Below are 13,104 nucleotides of genomic sequence, written 5' to 3'. Positions count from 1 at the left end.
GACCTGGGCGCTACTCCACCGAGCCGGCGGACCCTGAGCCGCAACCGCCGGAACCGACCGTACTGAGCGTCCTCGGGAGACCTCGTCCGGTTATCGCCACGGCTGTCCCGGCCGCCCGGTTCCACCGATCCGCCCGGCCGACCATACTCAGCGTCGATCACGTACTCACCGTCTGATGAGGCCGGTCCGTGGCTCTCGTCGCAGATGTCGAAGGTGGGTGTCACCATGGCGTCGTTCGACGCGGTGAACCGGCGGTCGCTTCTCACGATGAGTGGAGGCCTGGTGCTCGGTCAGCTTGCGGGGCGGCTCCCGGCCGGGGCGACGGGATCTGGGGCTGGTGCGACCGAGACCGGCTGGCAGTCGCGGCTCGTCCACTACGACGCCGACGGCCGCCTCCGCTACCACCAGGACGCCGAACAGAACCGGATCCCCGATTTCAGCCACGCGGGCTACCGGAACGCCGACCAGCCGATCCCCGAGGTGCCTACCGTCCGCCGGATCGGACCCGTCGAGGGTGACAACACCGGCCACATCCAGGCCGCCATCGACGCAGTGGGCCAGCTCCCGAAGGACCCGGACGGTCTGCGCGGCGCTGTCCTGCTGGAGGCCGGCATCTATCCCGTCGCCGGGACCGTACGCCTGAACCACGACGGCGTGGTCCTGCGTGGTGTCGGCGACGAGGTGGATCCGGCGTCCAACACGGTCATCCGTGCGGTCGGAAACGTGCCCGAGCACCGCGACGTCCTCGTTGTCGGCGGCGGTGCGAGTACGCAGTGGCGTGGTGAGGTCCCCGGCACCCGGACCACCGTCACCTCCGACGTCGTCGAGGTGGGTGCGCGCTCGTTCAACGTCGCCGACGCCTCGGCGCTCTCCCCTGGCGACGGCCTGATCCTCGTCCATCCCTGCACGGCCGAGTGGCTCGCAGCGATCGACCACGGCGCCACGGGAAGGGACGAACCGTGGACCGTGGACAGTCAGCCGATCGTCTACAACCGGCGGATCACCGAGATCCGCGGAAACCGGGTCACCGTCGACGTACCCCTCTTCAACCACCTACGCCGTGACCTGTCGCCGTCGTACGTCTATGCGTGGGACCGGACCGGCGTGGTGGCAGAGGTCGGCGTGGAGGATCTCCGGATCGACATCGAGTTCGCCGGGGATCCCGACCAGGACGAGGATCACGCCTGGGTCGCCATCAAGCTCCGCCAGGTCGAGGACGTGTGGGTCAGTGGCTGCACGATGCTGCATTTCGCGAAGGCGGGCGTGGAAACCGACGAGTGCACCCGGGCCACGATCGTGAAAAGCCGCGCACTTGATCCGGCTTCTGTGGTCACCGGTGGGCTGCGCTACAACTTCAACACCGAGAAGTACTCCCAGCAGGTCCTCTTCGCCGACTGTTACGCCAGCAGGGCCCGCCATGCGTACATCTCCAATGGCACCTCCACCGCCTCAGGCGTGGTCTTCCTGCGTGGAGTCTCCGAAGGCAGCCTCGCCTCCAGCGAGGGTCACCGGCGGTGGAGCCAGGCGCTGCTCTGGGACAACCACCGCGAGGTCGCGCCAGCCACCGGCATCACCCTCGGTATCTACAACCGCGGCGACTACGGCACCGGCCACGGCTGGGCGTCGGCGCACTCGGTGGCGTGGAACGCCGACATGGCCGGGCGTCGACTCGTCGTCCAGAGACCACCCACCGCGCAGAACTACGCGATCGGATGTGCGGGCGAGGTCACCGGCGACGGACCGTTCGAGCAGCCGACGGGCCACATCGAGGGTGCGAACCAACCCGGTCTCGTGCCGGCCTCACTGTACGAAGCCCAACTGGCCGACCGGCACAGGTGAACCAACCCGGTCAGTCGAGGAAGTCGCGGAGCACCTGGGACCGGCTGGGATGGCGGAGCTTGCTCATCGTCTTGGACTCGATCTGGCGGATCCGCTCGCGGGTCACACCGTAGACCTTGCCGATCTCGTCCAACGTCTTCGGCTGGCCGTCGGTCAGCCCGAAGCGGAGGGAGATCACGCCGGCCTCGCGCTCGCTCAGCGTGTCGAGGACCGAGAGCAGCTGCTCGCGGAACAGCGCGAAGGTCACCACGTCGGTGGGCACGATGGCCTCGGAGTCCTCGATCAAATCACCGAACTCGGAGTCGCCGTCCTCACCCAGAGGCGTGTGCAGGGAGATCGGCTCGCGGCCGTACTTGCGTACCTCGATGACCTTCTCCGGAGTCATGTCCAGCTCCTTGGCCAGCTCCTCCGGAGTAGGTTCCCGACCCAGGTCCTGCAGCATCTGCCGCTGCAGCCGAGCCAGCTTGTTGATCACCTCGACCATGTGCACGGGGATCCGGATCGTGCGCGCCTGGTCGGCCATCGCCCGGGTGATCGCCTGCCGGATCCACCACGTGGCGTACGTCGAGAACTTGTAGCCCTTGGTGTAGTCGAACTTCTCCACCGCCCGAATCAGACCCAGGTTGCCCTCCTGGATCAGATCCAGGAAACCCATGCCCCGGCCGGTGTAACGCTTCGCCAACGACACCACCAACCGCAGGTTCGCCTCCAGCAGATGGTTCTTCGCCTTGTGGCCGTCCTCTGCGATCCAGTCCAGCTCACTGCCCGCCTCCACGACCGAGGGGTCAGCGGCCATCGCGAGCTTCTCCTCCGCGAACAGCCCCGCCTCGATCCGCTTGGCCAGTTCCACCTCCTGCTCGGCGTTCAGCAGGGGAACCTTGCCGATCTGCTTGAGGTAGTCCTTCACCGGGTCGGCGGTCGCACCGGCGACCACCACCTGCTGCTCCGGCTCGTCGGTGTCATCACCCTCGGACAGAACGAAACCTTCACCGTCGGCCTCGAGGTCGACGTCGCCGACGACCTCGCCGTTGGCAGGCGGCTCGGCCGAGTCGCTCTTCGGATCCGCGACCGCGGTCACCGCCGCTGCCGCAGGCGCCTTGGCCGACTTGCGCGCCGTCTTGCGGACCCGCTTTCGGCTTTTCTGCGCCGGCGTCTGCTCGATGCCTTCGATGCTCACGCGCTTCCCTTTCAACTCCTGCCGTCGTCCCGGGGGCGGGACAGCAGCAAACGGACAGGTCGATGCGCCGGATCATGAGCCGCCCCGTGCTGACACCAACGAGCAGCATGTGCTTCGGCAACCCACGGTGCTTGGACAACCCTCGGTGCTTCTTGGACAAACCAAAGAGCCCCGTACGCCAGGACGGGAGTACGGGGCATGGTGGCGTGTGTCACGGAACTATCACTATCTCACCTCGCGGTCGACCGCCAACTCGGCGGTGGTGGCGCGGCTCGCCGCCACCGCCGAACCCTGGTCAGTCGAGGTAGTCGCGGAGCACCTGGGACCGGCTGGGATGGCGGAGCTTGCTCATCGTCTTGGACTCGATCTGGCGGATCCGCTCGCGGGTCACACCGTAGACCTTGCCGATCTCGTCCAACGTCTTCGGCTGGCCGTCGGTCAGCCCGAACCGCATCGACACGACGCCGGCCTCGCGCTCGGACAGGGTGTCGAGCACCGCATGCAACTGCTCCTGCAACAAGGTGAACGACACGGCGTCCGCGGGGACGATGGCCTCGGAGTCCTCGATCAGGTCCCCGAACTCGGAGTCGCCCTCCTCACCCAGAGGCGTGTGCAGGGAGATCGGCTCGCGGCCGTACTTCTGGACTTCGATGACCTTCTCCGGAGTCATGTCCAGCTCCTTGGCCAGCTCCTCCGGAGTAGGTTCCCGGCCCAGGTCCTGCAGCATCTGCCGCTGGACGCGGGCGAGCTTGTTGATCACCTCGACCATGTGGACGGGGATCCGGATCGTGCGCGCCTGGTCGGCCATCGCCCGGGTGATCGCCTGGCGGATCCACCACGTGGCGTACGTCGAGAACTTGTAGCCCTTGGTGTAGTCGAACTTCTCCACCGCCCTGATCAGCCCGAGGTTCCCCTCCTGGATCAGGTCGAGGAAGAGCATGCCCCGGCCGGTGTAGCGCTTCGCCAACGACACCACGAGGCGGAGGTTCGCCTCCAGCAGATGGTTCTTGGCACGGTGACCGTCTTCGGCGATCCACTCGAGCTCGGTGGTGGCCTCTGCGGGCGGCGGCGTGCCTTCCTCGGGCGCGAGCTTCTCCTCGGCGAACAGCCCCGCCTCGATCCGCTTGGCCAGCTCCACCTCCTGCTCGGCGTTCAGCAGGGGAACCTTGCCGATCTGCTTGAGGTAGTCCTTCACCGGGTCGGCGGTCGCACCGGCGACCACCACCTGCTGCTCCGGCTCGTCGGTGTCATCGTCCTCGGACAGAACGAAGCCCTCTTCCTCGAGCGCACCTTCGATCTCGAGAGCGACCTCGCTGTCGGCGTCGCCGGCCTTCTTCTGCTTCGCGGGAGCAGACGCACCCTTCTTGGACTTGGTGCCAGCCGCCTTCGCCCGCGACTTCGGGCCCGTCTTGGCCTCCGCCGACTTGGTGGCTCCCGCGCCCTCCTTCCCGGACGGTGCCGGGTCGGCGGGGTCGGCACTTGCCCGGACCGGCTCGTCAGGGACGCTCGTGAGCGCTCTGGCCTGCTCGGCGGCCGGGGCCTCCTCGCCGGCCCGGAGCTCCACCGCGGCGTCCGTGGCGAGCCTGGGGGCGTCTGTGGAGCGGCCGCCCGGGCGGCCGGGCGCGGACGGGCCGGACCCCTTCGCGTCGCGGGACTTCGGTGCCGAATTCGCCCGCTTCGCCGGTGTCGCGGCGTTCTGCGTTACCGCGGCCGCGCGCCGCGAAGCGGCCGCCGCGACCCGTTTGCGGGTGGTCTGGGTGGTGGAGTCAACCGACACGGTCACTCCTTCCTCGCCGAGGTATCGCAGCAGGTTCGCCCACTGAGTCTTGTCGATCCCGACTTCTTCGCACGCGCCGCGCACCTCCTCAGCGGTGACATGCCCGCGTTCCCGGCCATGCGCGACCAGTTGCTGGACTTCGGGGCTTTCAAGGAGTGGTGCAAACCGGGACGTGCGGGACGACACGAACTTCCTCTCGTCGTACTCGTGGTGAGAGTGACCGGGACACCGGGCCAAGTGCAAGGGAGCATTCTGGCACGTGCCGACGGGGCTACCCGCGCGGCACCCGCTAGAGGCAGATCACGATGACTTCGCGGCACGATCCCTCACGCGGTCGGCCCGGATGCTCGATGTTCCAGCATACGTCGGCCACCAAGTGACGCCCGGTCTCAGCGCCCAGCCTTGGCAGCACGCTTCTGCTCCTGCTTGTATGCCCGCACCTTGGCCCGCGAATCCGCATCGACCACATCCGCGACCGAGCGGAAAGTGCCTTCCTCGCCCAGGTTCCCGGTGACCTCCCGCCAGCCTTCCGGGCGGACACCGACCTGTTTGCCCAGGAGCGCGACGAAGATCGTCGCCTTGGCCGGTCCGAAGCCGGGCAGGCTCTTCAGCCGGGCGTGGAGCTCCTTCGCGGTCGCGACGTCGGTCCAGATCCGTTCCTCCTTTCCGTCGTACGTCTCGACAACGAGGCGGGCCAGCGTCTGGAGCCGCGCTGCCATCGACCGGGGGTAACGGTGGACTGCCGGCGGGCGGGCGCAGACCTCGACGAAGGCCTCCGGGTCGTAGGTGGCGACGACCTGCGGGTCCAGCGAACCACCGAGTCGTTCCACCAGCACCCGCGGGCCGGAGAACGCCTTCTCCATGGTGACCTGCTGGTCCAGGAGCATGCCGGAGAGTAGCGAGAACGGGTTGTCGAGCTCGGCGTCAGCCGCGGGATCGCCGGTGATCGAGATGGCCATGAACGCGTTCCTCACATCGTTGTCGTTGTCTCCAGGGGCAGGTGCGTGATCGTCGGTCCCGACACCGCCCGGACTAGCCGTGGCCCGAATCCGCCTTCACCGCAAGGACCGGGCACGAAGCGTCGAGCAGAACCCGCTGGGCGTTGCTGCCGAGGATCAGCTTGCCGACCGGTGACCTGCGGCGGAGCCCTATCACGATGAAGTCGGCGGCCACTTCCCCTGCCACCGCGATGAGGTCCTCCGCCGGTTCGAGCCCGGGGGCGGGTTCACGGACCTCGTGGGCGAGACCGTCCTCGGTGAGCTCTGCCCGCACGGCCGCCAGGGCCTCGTCCGTGGTCGGATCAGCGACGCTCTGGGAATTGACCACCACGAGCCGCGCCCGGCGGAGCTTCGCCTCGGCGGCGGCACGCTGCAGGGCGGCGCGCCCCTCGGGCTTGTCGACATAGCCCACGACGATCGCCGCCATCGGGCGCACCTCCCACAGACTGCACGTCGTACGGACGAGAGGCCCAGGGGGCCTGCGCCCGGACGCTACTACACGGGCACGCTGCCTGTGGATGACCTCCGCCGACGGTCGGAGGGTTGCGGCAGAGTGCGGGCATGCCCGTGACATCGGGACCGGACGGTCCCTGCAGTCCACACCCGGCATTGGTGAGCCTCCTGACCGGCGCCGTGTGGAGGCTCCGCTGCCGGACGCGCCGCCGGATCTTCACCTCAAGCGCCGAGGTCCACCTGCTCGCCCGCGACGGTGCACCTGCCGGAGACCCGTCTGGCGACCTCCTTGCCGGCGCGGTTCATGCCCCGCTCGACCATGCATTGCGGGTCGACCTGGCCGTCAGGACACTGGAAAGCCTGGTGTCACCAGGAGACGCCGCCGGCGAGCCAGTGACCGGCGGAGCGGCCTCACCTGTGCGCGCCACCATGATCGTCGTTCGCCCGGGGCCGCTCGAGTTCCTCGAACACGATCGTGACTGGTGGCGTTCCTGGCTCGTCGCCTGCGACATCGTGGGCGTGGAACCGGCGCCGATCTATGCCGCGACCCGGCTGGGCTGGCTGGACGTCACCGGCACCGAACCTGTGGTCGTGCCTCGCGTGCGCCGGACGGTGGGCAGTCGCTAGCCGCAGCGCTCGGGGCTCGGGTGGTTGATGCCCGATCAGAGGAGGAGACGGCCGGCCCTACGCGGCGGGAGAGGCCAGTCGGCCGCGTCGGGACGTCTGCCGCCCGGCCTCGGTCGTCCCACCCCAGACGCCGTAGGTCTCGGGCAGCCGAACCGCGTGTCCCTGGCATTGCTGGCGGACCGGACATCCCGCACAGATCTCGACCGCACGCTGCTCGCGCTCATTGCGTTCTGCCGGCTTCTCGCCCTCCGGGCCGAAGAAGATGTCGGCAGGTTCGCTCCGGCAGGCTGCATGCTCCTGCCAGGTCCAGGACGACCCGCGCAGGACGGGATGGCGGCCACCCCGGCCGACACGACGCTGGTTGGGCATGATCGACCTCCTCTCGGGCCTTCAGACGCTTTTCCCCGGATGACGGTTGCCTCCCGGTCCGAGTTCCCAGCGAGGTATGTCCGGAGGCTGGGGTGTGCGCGCCGGGTCAACTGGTCCGGCCGGGACCCGGGGATCGCTCCAGCCGGGACCCGGGGTTCGCAGGTCCGGCTAGGACTGGTCGACAGGCCAGGTGTGCACCGGCGCGTTGGTCGACATGTACTCGAGATAGCGGCGCACCATCTCGCGCAACGCGTCGAGGCGCGAGATACGACCCCGGTCGTAGATGCGGTGGAACGTGGCCACCTGCCAAGCGGCGCCGTTCTGCCCGGACAGGCAGCGCTGCTCGATCACGCCGAGCAGGCGCTCGCGCTGGGCACGGTCGACGCCCCAGCTGGCGAGCCCTTCGTGGGCGAGCGGCAGGAGCTTGCGGAGCACGAGTTCGGCGGCCTGCAGCCATCCGGAACCTGGCCAGTACTGCTCGGCACCGATGCCGTGGCGCGCACCGCGTACGAAGTTCTCCGCCGCCGCGTCGAAGGACATCTGCGACCAGAGCGGACGGTCGGCTTCTGCGAGCTGGCGAACCAGACCGAAGTAGAACGCGGCGTTGGCGAGGACGTCGACGACGGTCGGCCCGGCCGGCAGGACACGGTTCTCGATCCGCAGGTGGGGCTGGTTGTCGACGACGTCGTAGACCGGTCGGTTCCAGCGGTAGATCGTGCCGTTGTGCAGGCGAAGCTCCGACAGGTCAGGGGTGCGCCCACTGCCCAGCGACTCCAGCGGATCCTCGTCGTCACATACCGGCAACAACGGAGAGAAGTACCGGACGTTCTCGTCGAACAGTTCGCTCACCGAACCGAGCCAGCGTTCGCCGAACCACACCCGGGGCCGGACGCCCTGCTCCACGAGTTCGTCGCTGCGGGTGTCGATCGCCTGCTCGAACAGTTTGATCCGGGTCTCTCTCCACAGCTCCTTGCCGAACAGGAACGGGGAGTTGGCGCAGACGGCGACCTGCGGGCCGGCGATGGCCTGGGCGGCGTTCCAGTAGGCAGCAAAGGCGTCCGGGCTCACCTGCAGGTGGAGCTGGGTACTCGTGCACGCAGACTCGGGCGCCACGGTGTCGGTCGTCATCACGAGCTCGTCGACCCCATCGATGACGATCCGGATGTCTTCGCCACGGGCGAGGATGATCTGGTCGTTGAGGAGCTTGTACCTGGTGTTGGGAGAGAGTACGTCGACCGACATGTGGCCGGCCGTCACCGTCGGCAGGATCCCGACCATGGCGATCCGTGCACCGCGCTCACGGGCCTTCGCGTCAGCGGCGTTGAGGCGCGCCCACAGGTCGTCCTCGAAGTCCTTCAGGGCACTGCCGTACAGCCGGCGCGGTGCCATGTTGACCTCGATGTTGTACTGCGCCAGCTCGGTCTGGAAGGCGGGATCGTCGATCGCCTCGAGGATCTCGGCGTTCCGGAGAGCGGGATCGCCGCGCTCGTCGACGAGGTTCAGCTCGATCTCGAATCCGGTCGACCTCGAGTCGCCCTCGAACCACGACTCGTCGAGCATCTGCGTGCACGCCTCGGTGCAGCGACGTAGCTTGCTGCGGAACCTGGCACGGTCCTCACGGGTGAAGGCCCGGGCCTCGATCTCCTGCCCCATCCGCCGCTCCTCCCCCAGGAACCCCTCACCGCGAGAGTCGCATCGAATGCACTTCTCGCCAAGGGGCCGCGAGGCACTGTCTTGACCAGAATTCCTCAGATCTCATCAGAAAACGAAGAAGCTGGACAACAGAATCCGGCATCGGTGAGGACGGCGGACCACCCCTGCTTAAGGCATCTCACACCCTCTCGTGCCCCGGAGAAACGCCGTGGGTCAACAGCTCCGCAACGAAGTAGGCCATCGGACAGTCCGGATCACTCGCGAGGGCGCGTTCGAGCGCACAGCGGGAAAGGGCCCCATGCCCGCCCGACCACGCCGCGAACGCCAACAACGTCGCGGGACCCGCATCGTGAGGTGCCACGGTCCGGCGGAGCACGCGTGTCCACAGGTCCTGGTGGACGCCCGCTGTCTCCGGCGTGACGAGCTTTGCGACCGCTGCCATCGTCTTGTGGTCAGCGACCAGGACGCAGGCCCTTGCCACCTGCTCGTCGGTCAGGGGTGAGGAGACACCCGCACCTGTCTCGACGAGGGTGGCGACATAGTGGCATGCATCGTCCATGCGTTGGCCCGTCGTGCGTACGGCGTCTCCGGTGGCACAGGCACTCGACCGGCCCGCGACCTCCTCCCCCACCCGTGCGATGAGTGCACGCATGACAGACGCCGACTCCCCGTCGGTGGGCGCGATCGAACGGCGCAAGGCCTCCTCGTCGGCGAGCGCGACCTCGCCTGCGAACACCGACCTGGCCGTCACCGGATGGTGCGCGAGATCGTACGGAGTGCCGGACCGCGGACAACATCCCGCGTCCAGGCAGGCGTCAGACCACCAGCGCTGCCCATCTGCGATCAGCCGGTCGAGCACTGTGATACCGGCGGCCTCGAGAACGGCGTGGACGATCCGCAGCACCGGGCCCGCGCGGAACGAGTTCGACGTGTAGGCGATCAGCAGGGCATGGGTCGTCTCCTGGCCGAAGAGAACGTCCGCGAGGTGCACGGCGAGGTCGAGGATCTCGCTCTCGTCGATCCGCCCGCCGATGCCTGTCTCCGTGCCTGTCTCCGTGCCTGTCTCCGTGCCCGGGTCAACGCCTGCCTGTGTGCTTTGCTCAACGCCTGTCTCCGTGCCCGGGTGAACGCCGCGGTCAACGCCGGGGTAGGCGACATCGAGGTCCACAAGGTCAGCGACCGCGGCGTCACCGGCATCATCTCGCCTCTCCGGGTCGGGCCAGCTGACGTCGGGTGGCAAGTCGGCCCGCAGCGTGCAGTGCACCTCCTGGTCCGGTCGGATGGCCAGGACGACGAGGCTCTCGTGTGGGTGGAAGCCCACGAGGTAGGGCACCTTGGCGAGGACGTCCTCGGGGGTGCGCAGGGTGAGGCCGGGACGGTGGGTACGGGTGGGTGTGTTCATGGGTCGAGCGTGGCAGCGCGGGAGTCGGGCAGCCGGCATGTTCGCCGGCCTGTGGACGAACCCGCCGATCACGTACCTGTGGATGAAATGTGGCCGGCCAAGCGCCGCCGGGTCCCACGCCCACCTGAGTACCGCGGCGGCCGAACCGGTCGTCCACTCACGTCACCGGCCTCCCGAGGTTGCGAGGATGACGCCTGTGCGCACCGAGCCGAGCGTCCTCCACCTCGACCTGGATGCGTTCTTCGCCGCGGTCGAGCAACGCGACAAGCCGTCGCTGCGCGGAAAGCCCGTGATCGTCGGTGGCTTGGGGCCGCGCGGAGTCGTCGCCACGGCGTCGTACGAAGCGCGCGCGTTCGGTGTCCGTTCGGCCATGCGGATGGCGGAGGCGCGGTCGCGCTGCCCACATGCGGCGTTCCTCAGCGGGCGTTTCGCCGCGTACCGGTTGACCAGTCGCGCGGTCCTGGCCGTTCTGCGCGAAGTTTCCCCGCTGGTCGAACCGGTGTCGTTCGACGAGGCGTACGTCGATCTGGCGGCCGCCGGTCAGACCGACCTGAGCGCCGCGGACGTCGAGGACCTGGGCCGTGAGCTCAAGGCACGCGTGAGCGAAACCAGCGGTGGCGTCACCGCATCGATCGGCGCCGGGTCCTCCAAGCTCATCGCCAAGATCGCGAGTGACCTCGACAAACCGGACGGACTCGTGGTCGTCCCACCCGGCACCGAGAGCGCGCTCCTGCGGCCGATGCCAGTGTCGCGAATCCCCGGCGTGGGACCGGCCACCAACGAACGCCTGCGCCGGATCGGAGTGCACACGGTGGGTGAGCTCGCACGGGTCCCGGAGAACGAACTCGTCTCCTTGCTCGGCAAGGCTCACGGGCAGTCGCTGAGCCGACTCGCCCGGGCGCAGGACGACCGGCCGGTCGTCGCCGAACGCGAGTCGAAGTCGATCAGCGTCGAGGACACCTTCGACCGCGACATCGCCGACCTGGCCCTGCTCGCCGTGATAGTGGACCGGCTCGCCACCCGGGTCTGCGAACGTCTGGTCGGCGAGGGACTGTCCGGCCGGACTGTCACGGTGAAGATCCGGCTCTTCGACTTCACCACTCATACCCGTTCGGCCACGGTCGCCGGCCCCACCGACGATCGCCGGACGGTGACGGCCCTCGCCCGCCGCCTGCTCCAGGAGGTCGACACGTCGGCCGGGGTGCGGTTGCTCGGCGTGGGTGTGTCAGGACTCGCGGACTGGGCCCAGCAGGATCTGTTCTCCTCCCGCGACGACGCCCTCCCCCAGGACGCGACCTCCGCGGGCACTGCCGGTGCGGAGTGGGGGCAGGCGGACATGACCGAGCCGCCCGCCGGCGCTGGTCAGGCCAGCGAAGCGGGTCAGGCCAGCGGGCGGAAGACCGACGTCAGCACAGATGCCGGCGGACCTCACGCGGGTGACGCGACACAGGAGCCTGGCGCGCGGCGCTGGATGCCCGGCGCGGACGCCGTTCACGCGTCGTACGGCCGAGGCTGGGTCTGGGGAGCGGGCCTCGGTCGGGTGACGGTCCGGTTCGAGACCGCGACAACCACCCCGGGCGTCGTGCGCACCCTTGCCGCTGACGACCCCGACCTCGCGCCCTACACACCATTGACCTGGTCCGACTGACCGGACGGCACGCTCTCGGAAACGGCCTCGACCCTGATCTGGTTGGCCGCGACCCGGACAAGGGTCAAGAGCCCGGTGCGGTCACTGGACACCGCCGCCGCACCGTTCAGCACGTGATCGAAACCGAAGTCGACGAACGTCTCCGCCGACGGGCCCTCGTCGACCTTCTCGGTCAGCGCGCCCGGACGGAGGAAGTGCTCGCTCAGATAGTCCAGCCACCCGGCCACTTCGCCGGGTGGCAGCCCGTTGCCACCGGGCAGGCCGTCCACCGGCACGAGGATCTCCCCGGCCCGGCTCGGGATCCACGGACACAACAGGCCCGGCTGCCCTTCCGCTGGTACGCCGTAGCTCGCCAGGTCGAGCGACGAGTCCAGGCACTCCGCGAGCGGGTTGCCGGGTACCGCGTAAGGGCCATCCGGCCGGCTCCACCGGCGCGACTCGGCGAACGCCATGAGGTACTCGAACTCAACCCGCCGCAGCGGCGGCTCTACTCGGATGCAACCGACCAGATGGAATCTCTCCACGCTTCCTCCCCGTTGCGGCTTCCTCCCGGTGAAACGGTGGACGGAAGCATGCCCGATCGGCGGCACTGTCCGGTGTCGATCATCCACAGCGTGCTACTTGTGGATAACTACCGGGGCATCTGACGCAAATCGGGCAGGCTTGGCTGTGTGACCAGAACAAGTCGTTCCGTTGCCCAGCGTGATCCCGGGACGCTCCTGCGCCGGATCGGCCGACACGTGCCGTTCGGCCGCGATCGCGTCGTCCTGGCGATCATCCGACTGTCCCGCTCCTACGTCGACCATGCCGGCTGGATCGACCTGCCGCCACCGTCGCCCGCCGCCTCGTCCGGCAGGTCGCCCGCCGGCTCGTCCGGCGGGACAATCGGTGCTGCGGAGGCACGCACCTCCCTCCGCGGCATGCTCGCCACGATGGCGCCGAAGGAACGGCCCAGCCCACCGACCCATGCGGTCGTCATGGTCCGTTGCCGGCGTGGTCGGGTCGTCTGGCTTCCGACCGACGACGCCTGGCTGCACGCTCTCACCGACGAGTCAGGTCTGTACGGCCTGCCGGTGGCGGACGTCTTCCTGGTGACCGAGCACGGCTGGCGCTGCCGGTCCGGGACGACCGCCGGCCAGCTCCCCGCCCTCGCAGCCTGAC

11 protein-coding genes and 1 pseudogene are annotated in these 13,104 nt (G+C 68.7%); 4 read left to right on the top strand and 8 right to left on the bottom strand.

Going from position 1 to position 13,104, the window contains the following annotated elements; all coding sequences use genetic code 11:
- Positions 1-225 precede the first annotated feature (225 nt).
- A complete protein-coding gene (locus tag ABN028_RS06670; RefSeq protein WP_349695984.1) occupies positions 226-1,839 on the top strand; it encodes a hypothetical protein in 1,614 nt (537 codons plus the stop codon).
- A gap of 10 nt (positions 1,840-1,849) precedes the next feature.
- Here the strand turns inward: ABN028_RS06670 and ABN028_RS06665 are convergent.
- The 4 genes and pseudogenes from ABN028_RS06665 to ABN028_RS06650 form a co-directional block, all read right to left on the bottom strand.
- Positions 1,850-3,079 (bottom strand): annotated as a pseudogene (locus tag ABN028_RS06665) (RNA polymerase sigma factor); the annotation flags it as partial.
- Between the two features lie 232 nt (positions 3,080-3,311).
- Positions 3,312-4,979: an RNA polymerase sigma factor gene (locus ABN028_RS06660; protein WP_349329156.1), complete on the bottom strand. Its 1,668-nt coding sequence runs from the start codon at positions 4,977-4,979 to the stop codon at positions 3,312-3,314.
- Between the two features lie 203 nt (positions 4,980-5,182).
- Positions 5,183-5,752, bottom strand: coding sequence for an HhH-GPD-type base excision DNA repair protein (locus tag ABN028_RS06655; protein WP_349695983.1), 570 nt, complete (start codon positions 5,750-5,752; stop codon positions 5,183-5,185).
- A 73-nt stretch (positions 5,753-5,825) separates the two neighbouring features.
- Positions 5,826-6,218, bottom strand: coding sequence for a universal stress protein (locus tag ABN028_RS06650; protein ID WP_349329154.1), 393 nt, complete (start codon positions 6,216-6,218; stop codon positions 5,826-5,828).
- Positions 6,219-6,352: 134 nt separating this feature from the next.
- On the opposite strand from ABN028_RS06650, the gene ABN028_RS06645 reads away from it, so the two are divergent.
- Positions 6,353-6,871 (top strand): hypothetical protein, encoded by a 519-nt coding sequence (locus tag ABN028_RS06645; RefSeq protein ID WP_349695982.1) that lies wholly within the window; start codon positions 6,353-6,355, stop codon positions 6,869-6,871.
- A gap of 57 nt (positions 6,872-6,928) precedes the next feature.
- Here ABN028_RS06645 and ABN028_RS06640 read toward each other — a convergent pair whose 3' ends face one another.
- The 3 genes from ABN028_RS06640 to ABN028_RS06630 form a co-directional block, all read right to left on the bottom strand.
- Positions 6,929-7,240, bottom strand: coding sequence for a WhiB family transcriptional regulator (locus ABN028_RS06640; protein ID WP_349329152.1), 312 nt, complete (start codon positions 7,238-7,240; stop codon positions 6,929-6,931).
- Positions 7,241-7,408: 168 nt separating this feature from the next.
- Positions 7,409-8,893 (bottom strand): glutamate-cysteine ligase family protein, encoded by a 1,485-nt coding sequence (locus ABN028_RS06635; protein ID WP_349329151.1) that lies wholly within the window; start codon positions 8,891-8,893, stop codon positions 7,409-7,411.
- Between the two features lie 178 nt (positions 8,894-9,071).
- On the bottom strand, positions 9,072-10,295 hold the full coding sequence (locus ABN028_RS06630; RefSeq protein ID WP_349695981.1) for a DUF4192 domain-containing protein: 1,224 nt from the start codon (positions 10,293-10,295) through the stop codon (positions 9,072-9,074).
- 196 nt (positions 10,296-10,491) lie between these two features.
- On the opposite strand from ABN028_RS06630, the gene ABN028_RS06625 reads away from it, so the two are divergent.
- Positions 10,492-11,943 (top strand): DNA polymerase IV, encoded by a 1,452-nt coding sequence (locus ABN028_RS06625; protein WP_349696048.1) that lies wholly within the window; start codon positions 10,492-10,494, stop codon positions 11,941-11,943.
- Here ABN028_RS06625 and ABN028_RS06620 read toward each other — a convergent pair.
- Positions 11,916-12,467 carry a hypothetical protein gene (locus tag ABN028_RS06620; protein ID WP_349695980.1) on the bottom strand — a complete coding sequence of 184 codons (552 nt, stop codon included), beginning with the start codon at positions 12,465-12,467 and terminating at the stop codon, positions 11,916-11,918. The genes ABN028_RS06625 and ABN028_RS06620 overlap by 28 nt on opposite strands.
- 147 nt (positions 12,468-12,614) lie before the next feature.
- On the opposite strand from ABN028_RS06620, the gene ABN028_RS06615 reads away from it, so the two are divergent.
- Complete coding sequence (locus ABN028_RS06615) at positions 12,615-13,103, top strand: hypothetical protein (protein WP_349695979.1); 489 nt, start codon at positions 12,615-12,617, stop codon at positions 13,101-13,103.
- The last annotated feature ends 1 nt before the right edge of the window (position 13,104 follow it).

Origin of the sequence: Actinopolymorpha sp. B17G11, from assembly GCF_040196095.1 — a bacterium.
In the GTDB taxonomy this organism is placed as follows: Bacteria; Actinomycetota; Actinomycetes; order Propionibacteriales; family Actinopolymorphaceae; genus Thermasporomyces.
Note: the sequence above shows the minus strand (reverse complement) of the source record. Positions and strands in the feature narration are given on the sequence as shown.

What these genes read in the sequence shown, in the direction of transcription:
- ABN028_RS06630 (WP_349695981.1), bottom strand. Translation starts at nt 10,295, where the DNA reads ATGAACACACCCACCCGTACCCACCGTCCCGGCCTCACCCTGCGCACC.
- ABN028_RS06650 (WP_349329154.1), bottom strand. Translation starts at nt 6,218, where the DNA reads ATGGCGGCGATCGTCGTGGGCTATGTCGACAAGCCCGAGGGGCGCGCC.
- ABN028_RS06670 (WP_349695984.1), top strand. Translation starts at nt 226, where the DNA reads ATGGCGTCGTTCGACGCGGTGAACCGGCGGTCGCTTCTCACGATGAGT.
- ABN028_RS06640 (WP_349329152.1), bottom strand. Translation starts at nt 7,240, where the DNA reads ATGCCCAACCAGCGTCGTGTCGGCCGGGGTGGCCGCCATCCCGTCCTG.
- ABN028_RS06655 (WP_349695983.1), bottom strand. Translation starts at nt 5,752, where the DNA reads ATGGCCATCTCGATCACCGGCGATCCCGCGGCTGACGCCGAGCTCGAC.
- ABN028_RS06645 (WP_349695982.1), top strand. Translation starts at nt 6,353, where the DNA reads ATGCCCGTGACATCGGGACCGGACGGTCCCTGCAGTCCACACCCGGCA.
- ABN028_RS06635 (WP_349329151.1), bottom strand. Translation starts at nt 8,893, where the DNA reads ATGGGGCAGGAGATCGAGGCCCGGGCCTTCACCCGTGAGGACCGTGCC.